Source organism: Paenibacillus sp. P13VS, from assembly GCF_015143645.1.
Classification (GTDB): Bacteria; Bacillota; Bacilli; order Paenibacillales; family Paenibacillaceae; genus Paenibacillus; species Paenibacillus xylanilyticus_A.
Window position 1 is genome coordinate 15947 of record NZ_WYEV01000012.1, and the last position, 26032, is coordinate 41978.

The following is a 26032-nucleotide window of genomic DNA, read 5'->3' on the forward strand; positions in this document are numbered from 1 at the left end:
AGGAGCGTTATCATTGCTTTATTCGCAATACCGGTGGAACACACCGAATATCGATTTGGAGGCGGCTGCGGGACTCTCGCAGGCGCTTTCCGTTTCAGCACTTGTTGGACGTTTGCTGGTTAGCCGGGGAGTCCATAATGAAACTGAGGCAGAGCGGTTTCTTCATCCCGATCTGGGGCAGATGCATGATCCTTATCTGCTACGGGGCATGAATGAAGCTGTACCCCGTATCCGGCTTGCGCTGGAGCGTGGTGAACATATTTTAATTTATGGAGATTACGATGCAGATGGTGTGTCCAGTACTTCGCTAATGATCCATTTAATGCGGCATCTTGGGGCATCCTATGATATCTACATCCCTCATCGGTCCAATGAAGGCTATGGATTGCACAATCATGCGCTGGACTGGGCCCATCAGCAAGGGGTTACTCTAATTATTACGGTCGATACAGGAATCAGTGCGGTGGATCAAATTGCATATGCGGCAACACTTGGAATGGAAGTCATCGTAACGGATCACCATGAACCGCCTGAAACTCTTCCAGAAGCGTTTGCTCTGATTAATCCCAAACTTCCCGATTGTCCCTATCCTTTCAAAGGCTTGGCCGGCGCGGGAGTAGCCTTGAAACTGGCCCAAGCCCTGATCGGTGAGGTGCCTGGCGAGTGGATGGAGATTGCTGCCATTGGCACCGTCGCCGATCTCATGCCACTTGAAGGAGAGAACCGAGTTATTGTCAGTTATGGCGTTGAGTCCATGCGGGGAACACGTCTGCCAGGCATAAATGCGCTGCTTGAGATTAGCGGCGTGGATCAAAGTCAGGTGACATCGGTAAACATTGCCTTTGCGATGGCTCCCCGTATTAATGCCAGTGGTCGTTTGGATCATGCAGGAAGAGCTGTTTCGCTTCTTACAACCGAGAACCTGGATGAGGCTCATATGCTTGCAGGTCAACTTGATCTGTTGAACCGGGAACGGCAGCAGGTTGTCGAGGGCATTGTCCAGGAGGCAAGCGCGCAGTTGGAGCAAAAAATTCAGCTTCGTTCCGGTAAAGTTCCCGATGTGATTGTTCTTGCAGGAGAAGGCTGGAATGTGGGGGTTGTGGGCATCGTAGCTTCCAAAATACTGGAACGCTATTATCGTCCGACGCTCATCTTGGGAATAGACCCCGAGACGGGTGTATGCAAAGGCTCTGCCCGCTCCATTGATGGCCTGGATATCTATGAGGCACTCACGGCTTGTAAACATACAATGGACCACTATGGTGGACATCCGGCAGCTGCAGGCATGACCCTTCATCGGGATCAGCTGGAAGAGCTGGAATCGGGGTTGAATGAGTTTGCAGCCGCCGTTCTGACGGAAGCGGATTTTATGCCTGAGCGACTGGCAGACGACGAGTGTAGAATTAGTGACGTGCCGCTGAAAGTCATTCAGGAAATCGACAGACTTCAGCCTTTCGGCATGAGCAATCCTTCACCTCGTTTTGTTTTGAAAAATGTCATGGTAAAAGAAACACGAACGATGGGCCGGGAGAAACGGCATCTGAAACTGGTTCTCGAACAAGACGGGCAGCAGCTCGAAACGGTTGCCTTTGGCAAGGGAGCTTTAGCCGAATATTTACCTGCGGGTACGCTTATTGATGTAATGGGCGAATTGTCCATCAATGAATGGAACGGGATGCGCAAACCGCAATTGATGCTTCAGGACATTCATGTTCCACACGCTCAAGTCTTCGATCTGCGTGGGAATGCTGATCGACTGAACGCGATGAAACAGTTCCTTGGTTCACTTGAAGTACATTTAAGGTATACATCTGGCTCGGTAGGTGTGATTGTCCGGAAGGATATCGATGTTTCTGAGGGAAATTCATTGTATGAACCGTGCCTTTGGGTATATGATAGAAAGGTCGGGTTGTTTCCGTATAATGCTGCTGCGCAGCATTATGGACAGGAACAGGTCCGGACGTTATTTGTGTTTGATACGCCGGAAACCCCGGAACAACTTGATGCCATGCTGGCCATGTTCAGCGGAGCCGAGAATATCATCCTTCTGCACGGATCAGGCAACCGCCGAGATCGCCTTCAGATGCCTTCCAGAGACCTCTTCAAGCGTATTTATATGCTGGTGTCGAAATGGAGAGCTGAACCGGTAGAGGAACAAGAGATTACTCCTGTGCTCAGTCGTCAGTGTGGATGTTCGCCGCGTATGATTACCATGATGCTGGATGTGTTTGAAGAATTATCGTTCATCACCCGCAAGGATGGCAAAATATCGTTTGTGGATAACCCGCCCAAACGCGATCTGGCTTCGTCCCGTCATTATCAGGCACTGGAAAACATGGCCGAGACAGAACAGGTACTGCTGGATGCATCTACACCGCAGCTGACACAATGGATGATATCCCGGATGAAGGGCGTATCTTAGATGGAAGTTGTGTATTTATTTTAGGAGGAGATTATTTTGGATTTTAAAGAGTATATTCGTGTCATTCCTGACTTTCCACAACCGGGAATCAGCTTCAAGGACATTACGACATTGTTGAAGGATGGAGAAATGTACCGCAAGGCAATCAATGAGCTGAAAGTAATGGTTTCTGATCTCAAAATTGATGTCATTGCTGGACCTGAAGCACGTGGTTTCGTTGTGGGCGCCCCTCTGGCATACGCTCTTGGTGTCGGCTTTGCTCCGATTCGCAAAAGTGGAAAACTGCCTGGAGAGACGATTGAAGTAGGTTATGATCTCGAATATGGCAAGGATACACTTGCGATGCATACCGATGCAATTGAAAAAGGACAAAATGTCCTGATTGCTGACGATTTGCTGGCAACGGGTGGAACGATTGCAACTTCCGTTAACCTGATTGAACAATTGGGAGGCAAAGTTGTAGGTGCAGCATTCCTGATTGAGCTGTCTGACCTGAATGGACGTGCCAAATTGCCGGAGATCGATGTATTTACGTTGATGAACTACTAAGATCCCTGCATGCGTGCTGTCTTATCACTTTAAAGTGCATCTCCCGTTTCCCGGGAAATAATATACAGCATTAATGATTATTAAAAAGCCTGCTTTCTCATTTCCTAAGAATTGAGAAAGCAGGCTTTTTGGTATTTATGTTTGTTGGTAACCCCGAATGTGGATGATTATGATCCGACTAAGGACATTAGTCCGGGGTTTTCTCAGTCAGGGCCTGTTTTTCCGATTGGTCATTAGACCATCCGAGGACTTCAAACAATTTGAACAACAGGCTCAGCAGAATACCGACAATAGTAGCCAGTGCCATGCCTTTCAATTGCACTCCGTAAATGGATACTTGAGTTCCGCTGAGTCCGATGACAAGCACAAGCGTTGTCAGGAGCAGGTTGGTTGGCTTCGCGAAGTCAACCTTTTGCTCAACGAGGATACGCAGACCGGATGCGGCAATGACACCAAACAGAAGCAGGGATACACCGCCCATAACCGGTACCGGAATGTTGGCAACAAGCGCCGAGAATGTTCCCGAGAACGAGAGCACGATCGCAATGATGGCTGCACCACCAATGACGTAGGTGGAATAGACTCTTGTAAGTGCCATAACACCGATATTTTCACCATAGGTCGTATTCGGCGTGGATCCAACAAAACCGGACAGTATAGTGGAAACTCCGTTTCCGAGCAGGGAACGATGGAGACCAGGGTCTTTGGAGAGATCCTTGCCTACAATGCTGCTCGTTACGAGCAAATGTCCGATGTGCTCTACAATAACAACGAGAGCCACGGGCAAAATGGTGAAGATAACGGACCAGTCAAACGTCGGCGTGGTGACTGTTGGCATTGAAATGAAATCAGCACTTGCGATCTTTTCCGTTTCGACTGCATCCATAAAGTACCCAAGGACATATCCGGATACAATCCCGATCAGAATGTGAATGATTTTGGGAAATCCACGGAAGGTTACGGCTCCGATAACAGTGATACCGAGAGTAACCATGGATAAAATAATGGGCTTGGCCTGAGGAACCCAGTTGGGATTGTTCACAGGGTCAGAATTGATTAGCCCAGCCATGCCGGCTGCAACAGGCACGAGTTCCAAACCGATCAGGGCTACGATGGCTCCCATGACTGCTGGAGGGAACACAACATTAATCCAGCCTGTCCCGGCATATTTGATGATAAGAGCGACTAGACAGAATACAATACCTGTTATAATAAATGCTCCGAGGGCCATGGAGTAGCCGTTACCCGGATGCGATTCTATAACAACTGTAACGGGCGCGATAAAAGCAAAGCTGGAACCCAGGTAGGCTGGTATTTTGCCTTTGCACATCAATATGTAAAGCAATGTTCCGATACCGTTCATCAACAGGATCATGCTTGGATCAACCCCGAACAGGTTGGGTACAAGCACCGTGCTGCCAAACATGGCAAACAAATGCTGCAGACTGAGCAGTGAGCCAGATCCTAGTGGCATCTTCTGATTAACCTGAATTTCGCGTTGCAATGAACATTCATCTCCTTTTCCGAAACACAAATCTTCAATAGATTACAGAGTTTCTCTTAATTAAGCAATAACATTTTTTGCGATTTGGCTCCGAATGTACGTTTTTTAGCAAATATTGATTCTATTTCGAATATAAATGGCCATAATATTTAAGATAAAGGCACGGTTCAATCCCTTTGAGCGGATTATGGAGATATGAATGGGCCAGTCATAAATTCTTTTAAAAAATTGGATATACGCTCTTATTCGTCAGCAGTTGACGGGAAACGGGCGAAGCGTCATAATTATAGGAAATTACTTTTACGGGGAACCTGTGTTGATGCATTTGTCACGGGTTCCATTTTGTATAGAAAGGACACGGAACAGATCAGAATGGGCATAGAGCAATTACTCGAGAAGGCCGGAGCTTATATCAAAGAACCCGATCTGGTGCGCATACGTGAAGCTTACGAATTTGCTGATCAGGCCCACCATGGACAGACGCGTAAATCGGGAGAACCGTATATTCTGCATCCGCTTGCGGTTGCCGACATTGTTGTGAACATGCAGATGGACACCATCTCCATTATTGCAGCGCTTCTTCATGATGTTGTAGAAGATACTACGGTATCGCTTGAAGAAATCCGCACTCACTTCGGCAATACGTGTGCCATGCTTGTTGACGGCTTGACGAAGCTGGAACGTATTCAGTTCCGCTCCAAGGAAGAGCAGCAGAACGAAAACTATCGTAAAATGTTCATCGCCATGGCGCAGGACATCCGTGTCATCGTTATCAAATTGGCTGACCGCCTGCACAATATGCGGACACTCAAATTTCAATCGGAAGAAAGCCAGCGTAGAATTTCCTATGAGACGCTGGAGATTTTCTGTCCCATTGCCAACCGTTTGGGTATCTCTGCGATCAAATGGGAAATGGAGGACATTGCTCTCCGTTATTTGAATCCGCAGCAATACTACCGTATTGCAAATCTGATGCATAAGAAGCGTGCAGAACGTGAGCAGTACATCGATACGGTGATGGATGGAATCACGACCAAGCTTGATGAGATGGGAATTCAGGCAGATCTGTCTGGTCGTCCGAAACATATTTACAGTGTGTTCAAAAAAATGACAACGAAGAACAAGCAGTTTAACGAAATCTACGATCTGCTTGCGATTCGTATTATTGTGGATAATATCAAAGATTGTTATGCTACCCTCGGCATTATACACACATTATGGAAACCGATGCCTGGACGTTTTAAGGATTACATTGCAATGCCTAAGGCTAACATGTACCAATCGCTCCATACAACGGTGGTTGGCCCGAATGGGGAGCCGACTGAAGTTCAGATTCGGACATGGGATATGCACCGTACTGCCGAATTCGGGATTGCGGCCCACTGGGCCTATAAGGAAGGTGCAGCAACCGGGAATAATTTTGAAGATAAAATTACGTTCTTCCGGGAAATTCTTGAGCTTCAAAATGAAGCGCAGGATGCATCTGAATTTGTCGAATCCCTTAAGATGGATTTCTTCTCTGATTTGGTATTTGTATTTACACCAAAAGGTGAAGTCATTGAGCTGCCTACAGGTTCCGTACCGCTCGATTTTGCGTACAGAATTCATACCGAAGTAGGTAACCGTACGATTGGTGCCAAAGTCAACGGTCGCATTGTTCCACTTGACTACCATCTGAAGACTGGAGATATCATTGAGATCCTGACGTCCAAACATTCATATGGTCCAAGTCAGGATTGGCTCAAAATTGCGAAATCATCCCATGCGAGAGCCAAGATCAAGCAGTGGTTCAAGAAGGAACGTCGCGAAGAAAACGTTGAAAAAGGCCGCGAAAGCTGTGAGCGCGAGCTGAAACGTATGGGACTTGATCCTTCTGCGTGGATGACGGATGACAAATTGATGGAAGCATGCAAAAAATATGCGTTTAACGATATTGATGACATGCTTGCAGCGGTTGGATTCGGTGGCATTACCGCTGCCCAGATTATAACCAAAGCAACCGAGAAATTGCGCAAGGAACAGGAAGAGTCGAGCTTGCTCGAATTGAATTCCGAAATGCGGGAGCTGAAGCCTGCACCTGAACGCAAGAATCGTCCTACGAACGGCATACGTGTCAAAGGCATCGATAACTTGCTCGTTCGTTTTGCACGCTGTTGTAATCCTGTCCCGGGTGATGACATTATCGGTTACGTTACGCGCGGACGCGGGGTATCCGTACACCGCAGCGACTGTCCGAACATTCCTTCAAGCGGGGATGGAGAGGAAGCAGCACGCGTTATTGAGGTGGAATGGGAAGAAAATATTGAGGCCAACTACAGTGTCGATATTGAGATTACCGGACATGATCGCAATGGACTGCTCAATGAGGTGCTTCAGGCCGTTTCCGAAAGTAAAACCAATATATCTGCCGTCACCGGACGGACAGACAAAAATAAATTAGCATTGGTGCACGTTACAATCCTGATCCGCAATACAGAGCATCTGCATTCTGTTGTCGAACGGATCAAACGGGTTAAAGATGTCTATTCCGTGCATCGGATTATGCAGTAAGGAGCCTGTCAGATGAGAGTGCTTGTACAACGTTGCAAAGAGGCTCAGGTTACCGTTGGTGACGAAATAACGGGACAGATTGAATCCGGGGTCATGCTGCTCGTAGGTATTACTCATGAAGACACGGAGAAAGATGCAGTTTACCTTGCAGACAAGGTAGCAGGACTTCGCATTTTCGAGGATGATCAGGAAAAGATGAATCTTAGCCTGATGGATGTGGGTGGCGCAGTCCTTTCGGTCTCGCAATTTACTCTATATGGTGACTGTCGCAAAGGGAAACGCCCGAGTTTTGCGGCTGCAGCCCGGCCAGAAGCGGCTGAGGTGTTATATGAGACCTTTAATCAACTATTGAGGGATAAAGGCATTCAGGTGGAAACAGGGAGATTCGGAGCTATGATGGATGTGTCCTTCACCAACTGGGGTCCCGTGACATTAATGCTGGAGAGCCCTCTCCGTCAGGAAGCACGTGCATAATTCACCTTGGATCAGGCCATAATGAGGGATAGTTCTAGTATTAGCATACGCTGATCAAAGGAGTATCTCTCACTATGCGTCAATCTGCCAAGATAACACGTTCCCGTATGGAACCACTGCTCATTCCCGGGAATCTGTACGAGTCGCTGAAGTTGGCTCGCGCAGCTTCTGAATGCGTGGCTACGATCTGGTCTACCCAGGATTCGGACAAGGGAGAACAGAGTCACCTGCCGCGTGCCTAATTATGTTGAAATAAAAGCTGTAAGCAAGCAGTCATTTTATATGCCCAGAGTTTACTCGTATAACAGGAGAGCCGAAAGCCTTGATTCGATATTCGAATCAGGGCTTTTTTGTGTTTTCGTTTCCATGTTAGAAAGAAACTCAATGTTCGATTACTTAAACTGTTATAAACAGCTGCAGTTAGGGTAATAACAACACGAGGCACAGGATCGTGCCGAGGTTCAGGGTTTGTACATGGATTTACTGAATTTGTAGCTTACTAAATTCTGCAAAACCCGAATATGAAAAGATTTTTCGAACACGGAAAGGAGAACGTACGTTATGAGTAAAGTTGCTTTTTTATTGGCGAACGATTTTGAAGATTCGGAAATGCAGGTCCCATATGATGAGGTTAAAAAAGCCGGACACGAAGTGGAAATCATCGGTTTGAAGGCAGGAGAAACGCTCAAAGGTAAAGGCGGCAAGGCTTCCTATACTTCAGACAAGGCGATTGCAGATGTATCTGCTTCAGATTATGACGCAGTAGTCATTCCAGGAGGATCATCTCCTGAAAATCTCCGCACGGATGAAAACATCCTGAAGTTTGTAACGGAGATTAACAGTGCGAAGAAGCCAATCGCGGCAATCTGCCATGGCCCGCAAATTCTGGCCAGCGCTGACCTGCTCAAAGGGCGAACCATTACGTCCTATCCGCCACTTAAGGATGATATGGTCAATGCAGGTGCTGAATTTAAGGATCATGAGGCTGTAGTGGACGGTAATTACATTACATCGAGAACACCAGCCGATGAGCCTGCATTTGTTCGTGAACTGTTGAAAGTCATATAATCGGTCACGGGTAAACGATTTAACTTGTTTATCAAGTTAATCTCACAATACATGATGTAATTCAATCCGACAAAGGAGGGTTTGACATGGCAAAGCATATTCAGGCATATTTTCGAACCGAAGATGAGGCGGAGGGTGCTAGAACTTCACTCCAGACGTTTCGGACCGAGCATTTGGAGGTAGGACAGCTGGACAGTGCGATTGGCAGAGACAAACGCATCTTGCTGCCGCTGGTGCCTTATAATACGGCGGGTGGCGCAGGTACAAATGGAGCCATGGGTGTCGGTACAGCACCTGGAGTTCCGGCAAGTGAGAATGTAGTTCCAGTGGTTAGTAATGTGGATCGTAATGCTGACCGGGACCGGGATGTACACGACAATGTGAATGCGGACGGTGACCTGCTCAGAGCAGCAGACGTCTCCTCGGACGATTATGATGATCTGCATTATGTTTTGTCTGCCAAAGTACAGGACGAGGATTATGATGAAATTATTCATAAGCTTCGGTCCAACAATGCCTATGTGGAGGAATTGAATTAACGTATAGATCATGGAAGAGCCCTTGTGACGCCTGACATCATTTCGTGTCAGCGCGATCACAAGGGCTCTTCTGTATAAGTTTATTTAGATATTATTAAAGCGCTATCATTTTTGTAATATTACTGTAATATTAGTTACATAAGGCTTTAACATAGGGCGTTTATAATAACAAACATGACCCCCTTTTTTTATATATCCTTTGAGCCTGCACACCGTGTGCAGGCTTTTTTTTGCTGTCTTTTGATGTTAGCCCTTGACTTTAGTACTGCGGTTCATTACAATCAGAAAATAATATGTTGACTATAGTCAATATCAGTCGTTTTCTTGAATTATAATACTGATTTGATGACGGGACCAAGTACTCCGTGCCCACATGAACAGAGAGGAATCCCTTGGCTGTAAGGATTCTCTTGATGAGCGGACGAATGACTTCCCCGAGAACAGACGGCGAACACATCAGAGATGACTCTGATAGCCATTAGCCGGCCTGCGCAGGACGTGCGTTACACGTAGAGCGGAACGATGGTCTGATCGTATTGCCATAGTGCAGTCTTTTATGATCAAATGATTACCTGAACGGCAAAAGTGTCAGGAGTTCCGGAATGTGGGTGGTACCACGGGTGAATGTATATACACAATCTCTCGTCCCTTTGTTTGCTGTATGCAGCGACAGGGCGAGGGATTTTTTTGTTATATAGAGAAACTAGAGGCTGGAGGGATACAAGATGGCTTTTCAGAAACCAACGGGAACACAGGATTTGCTGCCTGGCGTAGTGGAGAAGTGGCAGTTTGTCGAAGAGAAAATTAAGGATCTGTGTCGCCGTTTTAATTATCGGGAGATCCGTACACCCATTTTTGAACAGACTTCACTGTTTGAGCGAGGGGTAGGCGAAACAACGGACATCGTTGAAAAAGAAATGTACACGTTCAAGGACAAGGGCGATCGCAGCATGACGCTTCGTCCGGAAGGAACCGCTGGCGTTGTACGTGCTTTTGTAGAGAATAAGCTGTATGGGGAGCCAGATGTAACGAAGCTTTATTATGTAGGTCCCATGTTCCGCTACGAGCGTCCGCAAGCAGGACGCCAGCGTCAGTTCCACCAGTTCGGGGTAGAGGCATTCGGAGCAGTAGATCCGGCAATCGATGCAGAGGTTATCGCACTCGGTTATCAGTTCTGTGTTGAGCTGGGGTTGAAGGATGTCAAAGTTGAAGTGAACTCGGTGGGTAATGCAGCAAGCCGTGCTGCCTATCGTGAAGAGCTGCTGGGCTTCCTGAGACCGATGAAGGACACCTTGTGCAAGGATTGCCAAAATCGCATGGAACGCAATCCGCTTCGCGTCCTCGATTGTAAGGTAGATCAGGACAAATTTGTCGGTGCACCTTCCATTCTGGATAGTCTGGACGAGGAAGCAACAAACCACTTTGCCAAAGTTCAAGGTTTTCTGGATGATTTCGGCGTAGATTATGCAGTGAATACACGTCTTGTGCGCGGTCTGGATTATTACACCATGACAGCATTTGAATTGAAGGCACAGGGAATTGGTGCCATTGATACCGTAGGTGGTGGCGGCAGATATAACGGCCTCGTTGGAGATATCGGCGGACCGGATCAACCGGGCATCGGTTTTGGTATTGGTCTGGAACGCATTCAACTGATTCTGGAACACCAAAATATTAATGTAAGTGCCCTAACTCCACTTGATGTGTACTTTGTTGCTCTTGGAGAAGCAGCAGATCGGGAAGTAAACCGTCTGTTGTTCAAGCTTCGTCAGTCCGGTCTTTCAGGTGAACGTGATTATCTGGGGCGCAAGATGAAGGCTCAAATGAAATCAGCGGATCGTTACAAAGCCCGTTATACGGCGATTCTTGGTGATGATGAGCTGGAACGCGGTGAGATTGCCCTCAAGGCAATGGATACAGGTGAACAGCAAACCGTAAAACTGGAAGAGCTGATTGCAACCATTCAGGGAACCAAATAAGTTCGCAGAAGCCAGAGTAAGTTCAATTCATTTTTATATGATTCGGCAGCCTTACGGGGCCTGGAAGCCATTCAACCTAGATTTTGTCCAAAATTGGTACAGCTCCCGTAAGTACAACGCCTTTCAATATATCGTCTTCACGCAACCGCGCTGTTAAAGTAATGGTCTTGGCCTACTTGCACAGAACGGAAATTCACATAATGAGGAGTTTGGTTATGAAAAGAAGTCATCATTGCGGCGCATTAACGACCGCACACATCGGCGAAACCGTAACATTGAACGGCTGGGTACAGACCCGCCGTGACCTGGGGGGCGTACTGTTTATCGATCTGCGTGACCGCAGCGGTATTGTACAAGTGGTATTTAACCCGGCTTACTCCGGCGAAGCTCTGCAAATTGCTGACCGGGTACGTAGTGAGTATGTTATCGCCGTATCGGGTAAAGTGGTTAAACGTGATGAAGAGACCGTGAACAAAAACCTGCCTACAGGTGAAATTGAAGTTCAGATTACGGAAATCGAAGTGCTGAACGCGGCAAAAACGCCGCCATTCTTCATTGAAGATGGTGTGGAAGTTGATGAGTCCCTTCGCTTGAAATATCGTTATCTGGACCTTCGTCGTCCGGAAATGTACGAAACACTGAAATTGCGTTCCAAAGCGTCCAAAGTATTCCGTGACTACCTGGATGGAGAAGAGTTTGTTGAAGTGGAAACACCGATTCTTACGAAGAGCTCCCCGGAAGGTGCGCGTGACTATCTCGTACCAAGCCGTGTACATGAAGGTGAATTCTTCGCTCTGCCGCAATCTCCGCAAATCTACAAACAATTGCTGATGGTCGGCGGACTTGAGCGTTATTATCAAATCGCCCGCTGTTTCCGGGATGAGGATCTGCGTGCAGACCGTCAACCTGAGTTCACACAAGTCGACATCGAGACTTCCTTCCTGGAACAGGATGACCTGCTGCCAATGATGGAAAAGCTGATGGCAAAATTGCTTCGTGAAACGAAAGGCATTGAGCTTGAGCTGCCATTCCAGCGGATTACGTATGCAGATGCGATGGGTAAATACGGTTCAGACAAGCCGGATCTGCGCTTTGGCATGGAGCTGGTGGAAATGAACGATATCGTAGCGAACAGTGGTGTGAAAGTATTTGCTTCTGTCATCGAAAAAGGTGGAGAAGTAAAAGTGCTGAATGCCAAAGGCTGTGGCACATGGAGCCGCAAAGAGATCGACGATCTCGGACCATTCGCAGCACGTTACGGTGCCAAAGGTCTGGCTTGGATTCAAGTGAAAGACGGCGAATTCAAAGGCCCAATCGTGAAATTCTTTACACCAGAAGAGATTGAAGCGGTGAAAGAACGCACTGGCGCTGAAGAAGGCGACTTGCTGCTCTTCTCTGCCGACAACAAAAAAGTGGTTGCAGACGTTCTGGGTGCACTGCGCTTGAAAATTGGTCGTCAACTTGGTCTGATCGATGACAGCAAATTCAAATTTGCCTGGGTTGTGGACTTCCCACTTCTTGGATATGATGAAGATGCGAAGCGTTACGTGGCAGAACATCACCCGTTCACTCGTCCAAAAGACGAAGATGTGGCTCTGTTCGATACAGACCCGGGTGCGATTCGTGCTCAAGCTTATGACCTTGTTCTGAATGGTTATGAAGTAGGTGGCGGTTCAATGCGTATCTACAAGCGTGACGTGCAAGAGAAAATGTTTGCAGCCCTTGGACTTTCTCCTGAAGTATCCAATGAGAAATTCGGTTATCTGCTTGAAGCCTTCGAATACGGAACTCCACCACATGGCGGTATCGCCTTTGGTCTTGACCGTCTCGTTATGCTGCTGGCAGGCCGTACAAACCTGCGTGAAACCATTGCCTTCCCGAAAACGGCAAGTGCAACCGATCTGCTCATGAACGCACCTTCTGAAGTGGACGGAGCCCAGTTGGAACAACTTCATATCCGTGTAGCCCGTAAACCGGTGGCGGAAAAGAAATAAAGGAGGCATCGATTCTCAATGCTCCATCAATTTTCAAGAACAGAGCTGGCAATCGGACCTGAAGGTCTGGATGCTTTGAAAAATAGTACAGTTGCCGTGCTTGGTATTGGCGGCGTGGGCGGTATAGCCGTTGAAGCCCTTGCTCGCAGCGGGGTTGGACGCATCATCCTGATCGATAAGGATGTGGTGGACATCACCAACGTTAACCGCCAGATTCACGCGTTGACCACGACCGTTGGTCAGAAAAAAGCCGATCTGATGGTGGACCGGGTCAAGCTCATTAACCCTGAGATTGATGCCATCGCTTTGAACATGTTTTACACGGAAGAAACGTATGAGGAGCTCTTTAAATATGAACTGGATTATGTCCTGGATGCATCCGACACGATCATCTACAAAATCCATCTCATTAAGGAATGCCTCAAACGTAAAATTCCGGTGATCTCCAGCATGGGTGCGGCGAACAAAATGGACCCTACGAAATTCCAGGTTGCGGATATTTCGAAAACGTCCATGGACCCGATTGCCCGTGTGGTTCGCACAAAACTGCGCAAAGAAGGCATCAAAAAAGGGGTCAAAGTGGTCTTTTCTACAGAGGAGCCATTAAAGCCGCGTGAAGATGTTACTCAAAAGATCGTTCCTGAGAACGCACCGGAAATTCGCAAGGCGAAACAGCCACCAGCGAGCAACGCGTTTGTTCCTCCGGTAGCCGGACTGATCATGGTCAGTGTGGCAGTCAAGGAATTGATTGAAAATGCAGCGAAAAAACAACAGTAACCTGTTGAGCGAAAAGCGTAGGTGCCTACAAGGCGCCTGCGCTTTTTTTATAGTCATCATGTAATGTACTTCAATCTCAAAACCGTGTATGATATGTGGTGCTGCGCGAAATGATGATAAATATATAGAGAAATGGCAGTGTACATAGAGAGAGGGGAACAGAACGGATGAAACAAGGTTGGATGACCAGACGTCTCGGTGTGGAGCCGGGGGACCAGTGGAAAAAGGAGATTGTGGCGGGAGCCATCTCCTATTTTGCTGTCGTTTATATCGTGATGGTCAATGCTACAATTCTGGCAGATGCCGGCATGCCTCTACAGGCAGCGATGGTAGGCACACTGCTGACGTCTATTGCGGGTTGCTTGCTGATGGCATTCGGAGGTAAGTCACCTATTGTGGTTGTACCCGGAATGGGGATCAATGCATTTTTCACGTACACACTCGTACATTCCATGAAGCTGAGCTGGCAAGAAGCACTGGCCGTGGTGGCTGTTACAGGTATACTTTTTGCAATCGTTGCATTTACGTCACTATATAAAGTGATCAGCGAAGCCATACCGAAAAACCTGCAGCATGGGATTACGGTGGGCATTGGTCTGTTTTTGACCTTTATTGGTTTGCAGAAAAGCGGAATTGTTATCGCTCATCAGACGACATTTGTAGCGATCGGGCACTTCAATGATCCTAATGTCATTACGGCCTGCGTAACACTGGTGCTTGCTGTGATTCTATTCATACGTAATATTCAGGGCGGACTTCTCATCAGTATTCTGATCGGGACTGGACTTGCCTATGTGCTAGGTGCAGTGAACCCGGGTGAACCCGTGTCCGCGATGGAAGCGCTGCGTCAATACGGCGGGTTGTTTGGCGAATTGTCCCTGATGAATCTAGCAGATATTGCGTTCTGGATTGCTGTCTTTTTGCTGCTGCTGATTGTCGTATTCGAGAATATCGGATTGATTACGGCTCAGACGCAAATGATTGATCGCCCGCAGCGTTTCAAAGGCAGCCTGCGCGCTCTGTCGATCAGTACGGTATTGGCAGGTATATTCGGAAGCAGCCCTCCTGTAGCTGCGGCAGAGACTACGGCCGGTATTGCAGCAGGCGGACGCACGGGCTTGACACCGCTCGTTACAGCCGTGCTGTTCGGGGCGACTTTTTTCTTCATTCCGCTGCTCGGGTATATTCCGGACAGTGCAATAGCCCCCATTTTGATCATCATTGGCGGTTTAATGGTGCAAGGTGTGAAGGATATGGATTTTGGTGACTTTACAGAGGCATTCCCGGCATTTCTGATTATGGTCATGATTCCCTTTACATATAGCATTGTGGACGGCATGGCGTTTGGTTTCATTGCTTATCCACTGGCGAAGCTGGCCGCAGGTCAGGGGAAACAGGTGCCTGTGGTTATGTATGGCATTGCCATTCTGTTTCTGGCCAACTTTGTACTGCATGGCGTATTGTAATCAGTTGGGACGTACGGAGAGATCATTCGTGTAATGTCTAGTGAACAGGTGGAGAATGGAGGAACGGGGAATGGAAGAGAAGGAACAGACGGACCGGGTTGAACCGAAGCTGGGGAAAAAAGGATTTAAAGATTTTGTGAAGCTGATTGCTTCCACAGAACCTCCCAAACTCATTTTGATCGTCGCATTGATTCTGACCCTCATTCAGACTACGGCCGGGTTAATTGTTCCACTGATGACCAAGGGCCTCATTGATGGACTAACGATGTCTGCACTGAATACATCCGTCATTTTTCTCCTGCTTGGCGCTTTTGTCATTCAGGCGATTGCTTCAGGCATCAGCATCTATATGTTGAATTATGCAGGACAACGCGTGGTTGCAACACTGCGAACGAAGCTGTGGAACAAGGTTTTATCCCTGCCAATGCCCTATTTTGATCGTAATCGTACAGGGGATACAATGAGCCGCATCACCAATGATACAAGCCAGATCATGACGCTGATTGCCGATTATCTGGTCTCCTTTGTTTCCAATATCGTTGCGGTGGTGGGCGGGGTGGCTCTGCTATTTTATCTGGATTGGGTCATGTCGCTTATTATCTTGAGCTTGGTACCGTTAACGCTGCTGATTTTGCTGCCAGTAGGACGTAAAATGTACAAAATCTCCAAAAAGCAGCAGGATGAGATGGCTGGCCTCACTTCCGTGCTGAGCCAGGTCATTAGTGAGATCCGATTGGTAAAAGCGTATGGCACCGAAAAACAGGAGGCGGAAGCCGGATATTCCCGCATTGACAAAATGTTTGCATTTGGCTTGCAGGAAGCAAGAATCCTGGCGTTGATCGGACCGCTCTTTACCTTTGTCATGACCGCTGTATTAGTTGTTATTCTGGGTGTTGGCGGTATGCGGGTAGCATCTGGATTGTTATCACCCGGGGAACTGGTAGCCTTTATCCTGCTGCTGTTCCAGGTTATTATGCCGATGGGGCAGTTCACGACACTGTATTCGCGTTTGCAAAAAGTAGTCGGTGCAACTGAACGCATTCAGGCTATTCTTGCACATGAAGAAGAACCACAACACCATGTGAAGGCAGCTCCAAAAGGCAACGAGACCATTGCATTCAACAACCTGCATTTCGCCTATGTCACAGGAGAAGGAGTGCTGCACGGTATTAATTTAACCGTTCCTGCGCGTAAAGTGACGGCGATCGTTGGTCCCAGCGGCAGTGGCAAATCAACCTTATTCTCACTGCTTGAGCAGTTTTATCTTCCCGATTCGGGTAACATAACTTACGGAGGACAAGACATAAGGGACTATTCACTCGCCTCCTGGCGAAGCAAGATCGGATATGTTTCACAGGAGAGTCCGCTAATGGCAGGTACCATTAAGGACAACATTACCTATGGGCTTGGACGAGAAGCAAGTATGGACGAGATTCGGCACGCCGCTGACATGGCATATTCGTCAACATTTATCGATAGCTTGCCCCAGGGTTACGAGACCGAGGTGGGCGAACGTGGAATCAAGCTTTCGGGCGGTCAGCGTCAGCGCATTGCCATAGCCAGGGCACTACTGCGCAGTCCGGATATCCTCATGCTTGATGAGGCAACGTCCAGTCTGGACAGTACTTCGGAACATGAAGTGCAGCAAGCCCTTTCGAATTTGATGGAGGGACGGACAACGGTTGTAATTGCGCATCGTTTGTCCACAGTCGTGGATTCGGATCAGATTGTTGTACTGGAGCAGGGCCATGTCACCGGGACGGGTACACATGCAGAGCTAATCAGCACGCATCCGGTATATCGTGAGCTGGCTCAGAAACAATTTGTTGCACAAGATGGGAAGCCAGAGCCCAAGGAGTATTAATTGATAAACGATGTGAACCGTTGTTTTTTCGTCTTAAAGGGACGGGAACAGCGGTTCATTTGTCTTTTCGTCCTGTTAGCTGTAGCTTTTTGCCATTCAATATGATATAGTGGGTATCCTTTTGTGTCGTCAGATTGGCTATGCAAAAAAACATATTCTTAGGAGGTAACTGAAACATGTCAGACAGCTTTCAAAGTGCCTATCAAGAAGAAGAGTACAGGTTAGAGCGAACGATGGAGGAAGTGGATCGTCAGCTGGAACGGCTGAAGAATATACCGGTGTATACTGGCCACGATTTCACCGAACAAGTGCTGGAAGCCGGACGCGAAGAGCGCCGCACCGCCTTGTCCAAGAGCGCGCAGCAACCCTATTTCGGACGCTTGGATTTCGAAGAACAGGGCAGCGGGGAACGGAAGCCGCTGTACATTGGCAAAGTCGGCGTAGACCGCGAAGAGGTGGGAGAGCATCCGCTCGTCATCGATTGGCGTGCTCCGGTCGCGAGCCTGTTTTACTCATTTACGGGAGGGGAAGCCTCCGCAACCTACGATGCACCCGAAGGTTTGATTGAAGGCCTGGTCTATCTGAAACGTAACGTGGTTATCCGGCAGCGGATATTGGAGCGCGTTGCAGATACATACAACCGGGATAGCGATCAGCCGGCCGTATCGGATGAGTTTCTCGTCTATCGGCTGGGAGAGAACAAGGATAACAAGCTTCGTGACATTGTATCCACCATTCAGGCAGAACAGGATCAGATCATTCGTGCTGCAAGAAATACGGCATTGATCATCCAGGGTGTGGCGGGTTCAGGAAAAACAACTGTTGCCCTGCACCGGCTGGCCTTTTTGCTGTATCAGTACAAAGAGCAGGTATCTGCGGAGAAGATGGTTATCTTCGCACCCAACCACATGTTCCTCGATTACATCTCGGATGTACTCCCGGAACTCGGCGTCGGAGATATTCAGCAGCGCACATTCCCGGATTGGGCGATGAATCTGCTGGGCTTGGAGATGCCTCTGGCAGATACGTCGGAGACACTAAACACCTGGTTTGAGACGCCGGAAGCACGTCCCGAATTGAATGATGACGTACCTGGGCGCTATAAGGGCTCGATACGCTTCATGAAACTCATTCAAGAATGGCTGTCAGGCATGGAGGAGGAATCGGTACCCGATCTGGACTTCACTCCCTGGGACGGTGCGGTACTTAGCAAGGCAGAGATCGAAAGCTGGTTTAGCGAAGAATATAAGCACTACCCACTGGCTAAACGTAAGGAGCGGGTAATGGCGCGGATCCACCGCTGGATCGAAATGGAGCTCAAGAAGCCTTGTCCCGAGAGCGTGCGCAAAGAACGCAAAAAGAAAGCAGCGACACGTGAAAAAGCATATGCCAAAAAGTGGCCCCAATATGAACCGCTTACGCTGTATAAACAGCTGTTCAAGGCCGCTAAGGGTGGCTCAGTGCCTGCTTCACTAAGCAGTCTTATTCCCAAAGGTGTAATGAAGCAGACGACAGCAGATCTGAAGCAGGATGTGATTCGTGAAGAGGATCTGCCTGCGCTTGTGTATATTCACACCCTTATTCATGATATTGAAGGAGCGGAACGATTCGATCATGTCGTGATAGATGAAGCACAGGATTTCTCGCCATTTCACGTCGCTCTGCTGGATCTGTTTGTCAAAGGACATTCCTTCACCATACTGGGTGACTTGTCCCAAGGTATTCATGAGTATCGCGGGGTTCATGCATGGGAAGAGATGAGTACCCTGTTCCCCGACGAGCAGAATGCTTACTTTGCCTTGACCCGGAGCTATCGTTCCACCATGGAAATTATTGATTATGCCAATACGATACTCGAACGTGGGGTCAAAAGCGGGATTACGGCGATCCCTGTCTTCCGGAGCGGAGATCCGGTTCGAACATTAGCCTATGACGGTGAAGGAAGAACGAAGAGTCTTGAACGGGCTTTGAAGCTGTTAACGGTAAAAGACTACCGCACCGTATCCATTCTGACGCGTACCCTGCATGAAGCGATTGAGCTTCATCGTGAACTTCTGGATGCGGGCTGGGACCTGAACCTGATCGATGGGGGCAAAAAGCAGTATACAGGCGGGCATTCCGTTTTACCTGTCTATCTGTCCAAGGGACTAGAGTTTGATGCAGTTATTGTGGCAGACGCGGATGAGCAGCATTACTTGTCTAATGCAGGCGATGCCAAGCTGCTGTACGTGGGCTGTACAAGGGCATTGCACGAGTTGTGGCTGTTCCATAAAGGTGACCTACCGTCTTATGCGGCGGCAACACATCATTCGGAAGGCGAACCGGTAACCATTCAGGGTTGGCCGGATAGTGACGCCGAATAGACATGGGTAGAGCAATGTAAAATCAAGAATATAAAAGGCATGTCGTTCATGGGGAATCCCATGAGCGCATGCCTTTTTCTGCTGGTGTGTGACCATCTCAACTCACTGGAGGATAATGCTTGCGGAGTTCAGATGGGCGTTCCTTCGTTTTCTGTGCAGATGAACGACGATTGACCAGAAAAATACCAACACCTATGAGTATGCCGCCAGCACCAACGAACCACTGGACCTGTTCCTGCAGTAAAATCCAGCTCGACAACACTCCGAAGAACGGTGTCAGAAATAGATAGGAACTGGTTTGGGCAGGATCGCTATGCTGCAGCAAATAGAACCAGAGTGAGAACTGGATTATGGAGCATACAAGGGACAACCAGAGCAGCACTGCAACCGAGGTGGGGTTCACAATAAAATAAGGCTGTTCAGTCCATGTGGTAAGCAGAAGCAGTACTGCGCCTCCAGCGAGCATCTGGTACGCGGTAAGCACAAAAGTGTCGTAACGATTACCCCAGCGTTTAATAAGTAATGTGGAGACTGCGAAGGAAACCGCACCACCAATTCCAATCCAGGTTCCGGGGCTAAAACTCATATGCGAGCCAAAGGTTAACAGGACGCCGGCGAGGCCGAGGAGTACACCCATCCACTGGCTGAAACGATACGTTAACCGATACAACAAAGCACTGATGATAATGACCAGCAACGGATTGGTAAAGGTAAGAATGGCAGATTCACCGGATGTAATCCAGTTCATGCTGTAATAGGCGCATCCCATCACTCCAGCAGATTGGAACAGGCCAATTAAAATGATTCTTAGCCAGGCTTGCCATCCTGCAGGTAGAGGGCGTTTCCGCAGAAACCAGGCCATCAGGCCCCCTGCCAGTACGTAACGCATGCCCATGAGCAGGAACGGTGGAGCATACAGCATGCCGATTTTGCCAACCGGAAAAGAAGTACCCATAATCAATGTCGTTAACAAGATCCATATTGTATATTTTAATGGTTTCATCGTGAGGCTATCAGCTTGAGTACCGGGGCTCATAACGTCTGACCGCCATCTACGGTAATCAGCTGTCCGGTCATGGATGGCTGTTCAAGCGCAGCGCATATCATGTGCGCAATATCCTCGGGAGAGGAGATTCTCTGTAATAACAGCGAGCCAGCGAGACGATTCATTCGTTCCTCGTTTCCGGCCCACCAACGGGTTGCAACGGCACCAGGGACGATGGCATTCACCCGAATGAGCGGTGAGAGTGCGTGGGCAAGAGATAAGGTCAGGCCGTGAACTGCCGCTTTGGAAACGGCATAAGGGAGGGAGGAGCCGGAACCTGTGCTGCCCGCAATACTGCCCAGGTTCACAACGGAGCCGCCGCCTGCCTGCTGCATGCCTTCTGTCACTGCACGAGCGCAATAAAACATGCCCTTCACGTTCACATCATACAGTTCATTCCATATATCCTCCGTAACGGATTCCAGATCCTGCAGAGGAATGTGCCGGGTGATTCCGGCATTGTTAACAAGGGCAGTTATGGGGCCATACGTTTCAGTAACTGTAGCCACCATCTTCCGAACTTCCATATCACTAGCAACGCTGGCTTGAACAGCGAATGCCTGACCTCCTTCCTCCACGATCTGTTGAACGGTTTCTTCTGCCGCTTCCCGCGACCGGGAGTAGTTGAGAGCGACCAATGCTCCCTTTTGAGCGAGCAGCAGACTCACCGCACGACCAATGCCTGTTCCGCCGCCTGTAATTAAGGCTACTCTGTTGTTCCAATATGTCATGTTGAACACTCCTTATCATCATCCAGCTGGTGAACTGGTTTGGAATCTACATGAATTGTAGTCCGGTTTGCGCATGGAGTATAATGATTGTTAGTGAACTGGCCATCATTCTGAATGATGTCAGAAGTGGGGGATAAGATGGAGAGCGGAGATCTTCGAATATTTCAATGTGTGGCACAGGAAGGAAACTTGACGAAAGCTGCTTCGAAGCTGGGATATGTGCAATCCAACGTCACGGCCCGGATCAGACATCTGGAAGCAGAGGTGGGCACCAAGCTGTTCATTCGTCACAACAGGGGAATGACGTTATCTCCAGCGGGAGAGATGCTAATGAGTTATGCAGATAAAATCATTGGTCTGCTGAACGATGCTTCCAAAGCGCTTCAGGCGACAAGTGCGCCATCGGGTCCATTGCGAATAGGCTCTACGCAGACTGCAGCAGCGGTGCGATTGCCCGAACTTTTTGCAGCATATTATAGGCAATATCCCGACGTGTCCTTGTCACTGACTACTGGGAATTCACAAGCGCTTATAGACCAAGTTATCGGGTATGAATTGGAAGGTGCATTTATTGGTTGTGCCTGCGATCATCCCGAGATCACATCTCTGGATGTATTTGATGAAGAACTGTTTGTCGTTTCATCAGGTGTAATGCCAGAAGATGAGCTTACTCGTAAACCGATCCTTGTTTACAGCATGGGATGTTCCTACCGCCAGACGTTAGAGGAGTGGTTGCTAACCTGCGGGGTAAATCGCCCTATAATCATGGAATTTGGCACATTGGAAGCCATTATCAGTGGCGTAGCATCGGGGATGGGCATCTCATTGTTACCGGAGATTGTTATTCGTCAGCAGATGAATAGCGGCATACTTCGCAAGCATTCGCTTCCTGCGGGCATGAGCCGGATGATGACTCGTTTTATTACACGCAAGGATGCATTTGTCAGCAGTGCGCTCGGTGCATTTATGGCTATGCTGCCGCGGGATTATGATATGATAGAGAGTAGAGAATATTGAGGTGTTTAGATCCAATCTAGGATAGGTAATCCGTTAAGGAAGTGATGAGCAGTGGATTTATTTTCGTTTCAACAGGACTCCAAGCCCCAGGCAAGACTGCTTGCTGATCGCATGCGACCAGAGCATCTTGATGAATATATTGGACAAGAACATATTATCGGACCAGGTAAGCTGCTGCGGCGTGCGATTGAAGCGGACCAGATCTCGTCCATCTTGTTATACGGTCCTCCCGGCTGCGGGAAGACGACGCTTGCCCACATCATCTCCAAGCATACACAGGGAGAGTTTGTTCGTCTGAATGCAGTAGACGCCTCGGTGAAGGACGTTCGTGAAGTGATCGAGCAGGCACAGACAAACAAGCAGCTGTACGGAACCAAAACCATATTGTTCCTGGATGAGGTACACCGCTTTAATAGTTCCCGTCAGGATGCATTGCTGCCAGCAGTGGAGAAGGGCACCATCATTTTTATCGGTGCTACGACAGAGAATCCATTTCACTATGTGAATGGTGCCTTGATGAGCCGTTCAACCCTCTTTCAGCTCGAGTCGCTGAACAAGGCACATTCACTTATTGCGATGCGCCGTGCGCTGGCGGATTCCGATAAAGGGCTTGGATTCATGGAACTGCGGGCAGATGACGAAGCTCTGGATCATATTGCCACCATGGCCAATGGAGATATTCGCCGTGCTCTAAATGCGCTGGAACTGGCTGCGCTGACCACGCCGCCTGAGAAGGACGGGTCCATTCATATTACGCTTGCCGTGGCAGAGGAGTCGATTCGTCGTCCGATCGTGAAGGCGGATGAGTCCACGCAATATGATGTGCTGTCTGCTTTTCACAAGAGCATTCGCGGTTCCAGTGATGCCGCATTGTTCTGGTTTTTGTACGCAGTAGAGAAGCTTGGCATGGATCCGATGACATTTATCAGGCGTCTGATTGCCGCGAGCAGCGAAGATATCGGTCTGGCGAATCCACAAGCGATGACCCAGGCTATAGGTGCGTTGGATGCCTACCGTAACAACGGATGGCCCGAAGCGAAGCTGAATATTGCACAGGCCATTTTATTCGCAGTGGAGAGTCCGAAGTCGAATGCGGTATACACAGCCATTTCGAAGGCGATGAGCGCCATCGATGAGGTGAAGTCGGCTGAGGTACCGCTCCATTTAAGGGATACCCATTACTCGGGAGCAGTGAAGCTGGGACATGAAGGTTATCAATACCCCCATAATTATCCGGGGCACTATGTGAAGCAGGAATATCTGCCCAAACAGCTCTCGCGAAGAGTATTCTATGAAGCAACAGAGCAGGGCAATGAGTCGAAAATCAGACTGAATCAGCAGCGGAGAAAAGAACTGTAAGATTGGTGACCCGGGAGATGCATACAACATGAAAGAGCTTCTGTATATAGGCGCTGGTGGGTTTCTGGGTACACTGGCCCGATATGCCATTCAATTGGGGATTCCATCAGCGAGCGTAGGCTTTCCTTGGGCAGTCCTGCTGATTAATGCGATTGGCAGCCTGTTCTTAGGCTGGTTCTTTACCATCGCCGTCCCGGACAAAATAACACCACAACTTCGTCTTGCGATAGGCACCGGATTTACAGGTGCATTTACTACGTTTTCTACCTTTACGCTGGATATTGTCCGCCTATCCGAGAACGGCATGTGGACGAAGGCCGCAATTTATATCGTGGCGAGTTTGCTCGCGGGTTTGCTGCTCTGCGCGTTGGGGATCCGGCTTGGACAGCTCATGCGGGGTAAACCGTCACAGGATGGTGCAGCATGATGATCTGGATTGGACTGGCAGGTACTTTGGGGGCCATACTTCGTTACAGTCTGGGGCGATGGATCTCAGGAAAATTGGGCACAGCTATTCCATGGGGGACCTGGATCATTAATATCAGTGGTTCTCTGCTGCTGGGCTTGTTATATGGATGGCATCAATCGGAGATGATCTCGGATGGACTTTGGGTTGTGTGGGGCACCGGATTTTGCGGAGCCTATACAACGTTCTCGACCTTCGGGTATGAAACGATTCAATTGCTCACCATGAACCGTTATCCGTCAGCTATTTTATATGTAGTAAGTTCCGTTTTACTGGGTGTAGCTGCCTCCTTTGCTGGCGTTTGGTTAACGGCATAACTAAAAATTTAAAATGTTTTTTCAGGAAAAAGCAGGAAAAAAGCCATCCTTCATGGTATACATGAAAGATGGCTTTTATGATGGGAATACAGGGTATTCCACATTATCTATACATATTGGAAGCTTACCTGTTATTGCATCGCTGGTACAGGTACTTTTTGAACCTGATCAATCGTGCCACCACCGAGACAAACATCACCATCATAGAATACAACGGCTTGTCCCGGGGTAATCGCTTTTTGTTGTTGATCGAACTGTACATCGACGCTTCCGTCTTCCTGCCAGGTCAGAGTGACACCTTGATCCGGCTGACGATAACGGAATTTGGCGGTGCAGCGGAAAGGTACGTTAGGCACTTGGTCAGCACCAGCAATCCAGTTAACACCAGTAGCCGTCAAACCTGTTGAGTACAGGCTCGCGTGCGCATCGCCTTGAACCACAAGCAGCTGATTTTTCTCCAAATCCTTATCTGCCACGAACCATGGTTCACCATTGCCGGAACCGCCGATGCCCAGACCTTGGCGCTGTCCGAGGGTGTAATACATCAGTCCGTCATGACGGCCTTTTACTTCACCCGTTACAATATCAACCATGTCTCCGCCTTTGGCAGGAAGGTAGTTGCTCAGGAATTCCTTGAAGTTGCGCTCGCCAATAAAGCATACGCCTGTGCTGTCTTTTTTCTTAGCCGTGTACAGACCTGCCGCTTCAGCGATTTTCCGTACTTCCGGTTTAGGAAGATGGCCGATCGGGAACATCGCTTTGGACAGCTGGTTCTGGCTTAGTGCATTAAGGAAGTAGGTTTGGTCCTTGTTGCTATCCACGCCACGCAGCAGCTTGAACGTGCCGTCTTCTTCGATAAGGCGAGCATAGTGCCCTGTGGCAACATAGTCTGCACCCAAATCAAGGGCCTTGTTCAGGAATTCGCCAAATTTGATCTCGCGATTGCACATGACATCTGGATTTGGAGTCCGACCTGACTTATATTCATCAAGGAAATAGGTAAATACTTTATCAAAGTACTCTTTCTCGAAGTTGACAGTGTAATAAGGAATGCCGATCTGTTCACAAACCCGGCGAACGTCCTCTGAATCTTCTTCAGCGGTACAGTGGCCGAACTCGTCCGTGTCATCCCAGTTTTTCATAAAAATGCCGATGACATCGTATCCCTGCTCCTTCAGCAGCAAGGCGGTAACGGAAGAATCGACACCTCCGGACATGCCAACGACGACCCGAGTATTCTCAATTGTTTTGGACATCGTTATCACCATTTCTATATATAAATGTGTTTCGTTTCTATTCTAGCATAACCGGACTCAAGTTACGATACACCCGGCCAATTTTGGATAGTGTCCACTCCAGGCGCACAATTTGGAATATCGTCAATCTTTCTTTTCCATAAAGCTTGCAGATATGTTAACATTAGCTGAGGGTTATGATCGGAATACGGAGGATTACGTGCATGAGATCTGTATTATTCATATCCCGCTGTGGCGGATCATGGAAAAATACGGTCTTGCATCACGCCAAGTATATATTGTAATTGTTTTT

The 26032-nt window shown here is 48.4% G+C and carries 21 protein-coding genes; 17 read left to right on the top strand and 4 right to left on the bottom strand.

What is annotated here, in order from left to right:
• The first annotated feature begins 13 nt into the window (after positions 1 to 13).
• Positions 14 to 2422, top strand: coding sequence for a single-stranded-DNA-specific exonuclease RecJ (gene recJ / locus GUA98_RS24000; protein WP_193724623.1), 2409 nt, complete (start codon positions 14 to 16; stop codon positions 2420 to 2422).
• A 36-nt stretch (positions 2423 to 2458) separates the two neighbouring features.
• Complete coding sequence (locus tag GUA98_RS24005) at positions 2459 to 2971, top strand: adenine phosphoribosyltransferase (RefSeq protein ID WP_095289483.1); 513 nt, start codon at positions 2459 to 2461, stop codon at positions 2969 to 2971.
• 187 nt (positions 2972 to 3158) lie between these two features.
• On the opposite strand, the gene uraA is transcribed toward GUA98_RS24005, so the two are convergent.
• Entirely contained in the window at positions 3159 to 4475 is a 1317-nt protein-coding gene (gene uraA, locus GUA98_RS24010) for a uracil permease (protein WP_193724624.1), read from the bottom strand.
• 372 nt (positions 4476 to 4847) lie between these two features.
• On the opposite strand from uraA, the gene GUA98_RS24015 reads away from it, so the two are divergent.
• From GUA98_RS24015 to GUA98_RS24065, 11 genes are all read left to right on the top strand, one after another.
• The gene (locus tag GUA98_RS24015) at positions 4848 to 7025 is read left to right on the top strand and encodes a RelA/SpoT family protein (RefSeq protein ID WP_153980827.1); all 2178 of its coding nucleotides are present in this window, start codon (positions 4848 to 4850) and stop codon (positions 7023 to 7025) included.
• Between the two features lie 12 nt (positions 7026 to 7037).
• Entirely contained in the window at positions 7038 to 7499 is a 462-nt protein-coding gene (dtd, locus tag GUA98_RS24020; protein WP_193724625.1) for a D-aminoacyl-tRNA deacylase, read from the top strand.
• A gap of 74 nt (positions 7500 to 7573) precedes the next feature.
• Positions 7574 to 7741, top strand: coding sequence for a hypothetical protein (locus GUA98_RS24025; RefSeq protein WP_153979744.1), 168 nt, complete (start codon positions 7574 to 7576; stop codon positions 7739 to 7741).
• A gap of 319 nt (positions 7742 to 8060) precedes the next feature.
• Positions 8061 to 8567, top strand: a complete 507-nt coding sequence (locus GUA98_RS24030) for a type 1 glutamine amidotransferase domain-containing protein (RefSeq protein ID WP_153979743.1) — start codon at positions 8061 to 8063, stop codon at positions 8565 to 8567.
• Between the two features lie 86 nt (positions 8568 to 8653).
• A complete protein-coding gene (locus GUA98_RS24035; protein WP_193724626.1) occupies positions 8654 to 9106 on the top strand; it encodes a hypothetical protein in 453 nt (150 codons plus the stop codon).
• Between the two features lie 725 nt (positions 9107 to 9831).
• Positions 9832 to 11085, top strand: a complete 1254-nt coding sequence (hisS, locus tag GUA98_RS24040; RefSeq protein ID WP_193724627.1) for a histidine--tRNA ligase — start codon at positions 9832 to 9834, stop codon at positions 11083 to 11085.
• Between the two features lie 215 nt (positions 11086 to 11300).
• Positions 11301 to 13079, top strand: coding sequence for an aspartate--tRNA ligase (gene aspS, locus GUA98_RS24045; RefSeq protein ID WP_193724628.1), 1779 nt, complete (start codon positions 11301 to 11303; stop codon positions 13077 to 13079).
• An 18-nt stretch (positions 13080 to 13097) separates the two neighbouring features.
• On the top strand, positions 13098 to 13856 hold the full coding sequence (locus tag GUA98_RS24050) for a ThiF family adenylyltransferase (protein WP_095289508.1): 759 nt from the start codon (positions 13098 to 13100) through the stop codon (positions 13854 to 13856).
• A 167-nt stretch (positions 13857 to 14023) separates the two neighbouring features.
• Positions 14024 to 15322 carry an NCS2 family permease gene (locus GUA98_RS24055; protein ID WP_193724629.1) on the top strand — a complete coding sequence of 433 codons (1299 nt, stop codon included), beginning with the start codon at positions 14024 to 14026 and terminating at the stop codon, positions 15320 to 15322.
• A 55-nt stretch (positions 15323 to 15377) separates the two neighbouring features.
• The gene (locus GUA98_RS24060) at positions 15378 to 17186 is read left to right on the top strand and encodes an ABC transporter ATP-binding protein (RefSeq protein WP_193724630.1); all 1809 of its coding nucleotides are present in this window, start codon (positions 15378 to 15380) and stop codon (positions 17184 to 17186) included.
• A gap of 176 nt (positions 17187 to 17362) precedes the next feature.
• Positions 17363 to 19549 (top strand): HelD family protein, encoded by a 2187-nt coding sequence (locus GUA98_RS24065; RefSeq protein WP_193724631.1) that lies wholly within the window; start codon positions 17363 to 17365, stop codon positions 19547 to 19549.
• Between the two features lie 97 nt (positions 19550 to 19646).
• Here the strand turns inward: GUA98_RS24065 and GUA98_RS24070 are convergent, their stop codons facing one another.
• Together GUA98_RS24070 and GUA98_RS24075 are read right to left on the bottom strand one after the other, a co-directional pair.
• On the bottom strand, positions 19647 to 20552 hold the full coding sequence (locus GUA98_RS24070) for a DMT family transporter (RefSeq protein ID WP_193724682.1): 906 nt from the start codon (positions 20550 to 20552) through the stop codon (positions 19647 to 19649).
• A 29-nt stretch (positions 20553 to 20581) separates the two neighbouring features.
• Complete coding sequence (locus GUA98_RS24075; RefSeq protein WP_193724632.1) at positions 20582 to 21325, bottom strand: SDR family NAD(P)-dependent oxidoreductase; 744 nt, start codon at positions 21323 to 21325, stop codon at positions 20582 to 20584.
• Between the two features lie 138 nt (positions 21326 to 21463).
• Here GUA98_RS24075 and GUA98_RS24080 point away from each other — a divergent pair, with 138 nt between their 5' ends.
• Genes GUA98_RS24080 through crcB (GUA98_RS24095) form a run of 4 tightly spaced genes read left to right on the top strand, consistent with a single transcriptional unit; the run spans position 21464 to position 24484 of the window.
• Positions 21464 to 22342 (top strand): LysR family transcriptional regulator, encoded by an 879-nt coding sequence (locus tag GUA98_RS24080; RefSeq protein ID WP_193724633.1) that lies wholly within the window; start codon positions 21464 to 21466, stop codon positions 22340 to 22342.
• A gap of 51 nt (positions 22343 to 22393) precedes the next feature.
• On the top strand, positions 22394 to 23701 hold the full coding sequence (locus GUA98_RS24085; RefSeq protein ID WP_193724634.1) for a replication-associated recombination protein A: 1308 nt from the start codon (positions 22394 to 22396) through the stop codon (positions 23699 to 23701).
• Between the two features lie 28 nt (positions 23702 to 23729).
• Entirely contained in the window at positions 23730 to 24128 is a 399-nt protein-coding gene (gene crcB, locus GUA98_RS24090) for a fluoride efflux transporter CrcB (RefSeq protein ID WP_193724635.1), read from the top strand.
• Entirely contained in the window at positions 24125 to 24484 is a 360-nt protein-coding gene (crcB, locus tag GUA98_RS24095) for a fluoride efflux transporter CrcB (protein WP_193724636.1), read from the top strand. The genes crcB (GUA98_RS24090) and crcB (GUA98_RS24095) overlap by 4 nt, the downstream gene beginning before the upstream one ends.
• Positions 24485 to 24615: 131 nt before the next feature.
• Here crcB (GUA98_RS24095) and mnmA read toward each other — a convergent pair whose 3' ends face one another.
• Positions 24616 to 25740, bottom strand: coding sequence for a tRNA 2-thiouridine(34) synthase MnmA (gene mnmA, locus GUA98_RS24100; protein WP_141236692.1), 1125 nt, complete (start codon positions 25738 to 25740; stop codon positions 24616 to 24618).
• Between the last annotated feature and the right edge of the window lie 292 nt (positions 25741 to 26032).

Coding starts and splice junctions, on each gene's coding strand:
- GUA98_RS24015 (WP_153980827.1), top strand. CDS start 4,848: ATGGGCATAGAGCAATTACTCGAGAAGGCCGGAGCTTATATCAAAGAA.
- dtd (WP_193724625.1), top strand. CDS start 7,038: ATGAGAGTGCTTGTACAACGTTGCAAAGAGGCTCAGGTTACCGTTGGT.
- GUA98_RS24025 (WP_153979744.1), top strand. CDS start 7,574: ATGCGTCAATCTGCCAAGATAACACGTTCCCGTATGGAACCACTGCTC.
- GUA98_RS24030 (WP_153979743.1), top strand. CDS start 8,061: ATGAGTAAAGTTGCTTTTTTATTGGCGAACGATTTTGAAGATTCGGAA.
- GUA98_RS24035 (WP_193724626.1), top strand. CDS start 8,654: ATGGCAAAGCATATTCAGGCATATTTTCGAACCGAAGATGAGGCGGAG.
- hisS (WP_193724627.1), top strand. CDS start 9,832: ATGGCTTTTCAGAAACCAACGGGAACACAGGATTTGCTGCCTGGCGTA.
- aspS (WP_193724628.1), top strand. CDS start 11,301: ATGAAAAGAAGTCATCATTGCGGCGCATTAACGACCGCACACATCGGC.
- GUA98_RS24050 (WP_095289508.1), top strand. CDS start 13,098: ATGCTCCATCAATTTTCAAGAACAGAGCTGGCAATCGGACCTGAAGGT.
- GUA98_RS24055 (WP_193724629.1), top strand. CDS start 14,024: ATGAAACAAGGTTGGATGACCAGACGTCTCGGTGTGGAGCCGGGGGAC.
- GUA98_RS24060 (WP_193724630.1), top strand. CDS start 15,378: ATGGAGGAACGGGGAATGGAAGAGAAGGAACAGACGGACCGGGTTGAA.
- GUA98_RS24065 (WP_193724631.1), top strand. CDS start 17,363: ATGTCAGACAGCTTTCAAAGTGCCTATCAAGAAGAAGAGTACAGGTTA.
- GUA98_RS24070 (WP_193724682.1), bottom strand. CDS start 20,552: ATGAAACCATTAAAATATACAATATGGATCTTGTTAACGACATTGATT.
- GUA98_RS24075 (WP_193724632.1), bottom strand. CDS start 21,325: ATGACATATTGGAACAACAGAGTAGCCTTAATTACAGGCGGCGGAACA.
- GUA98_RS24080 (WP_193724633.1), top strand. CDS start 21,464: ATGGAGAGCGGAGATCTTCGAATATTTCAATGTGTGGCACAGGAAGGA.
- crcB (WP_193724635.1), top strand. CDS start 23,730: ATGAAAGAGCTTCTGTATATAGGCGCTGGTGGGTTTCTGGGTACACTG.
- crcB (WP_193724636.1), top strand. CDS start 24,125: ATGATGATCTGGATTGGACTGGCAGGTACTTTGGGGGCCATACTTCGT.
- mnmA (WP_141236692.1), bottom strand. CDS start 25,740: ATGTCCAAAACAATTGAGAATACTCGGGTCGTCGTTGGCATGTCCGGA.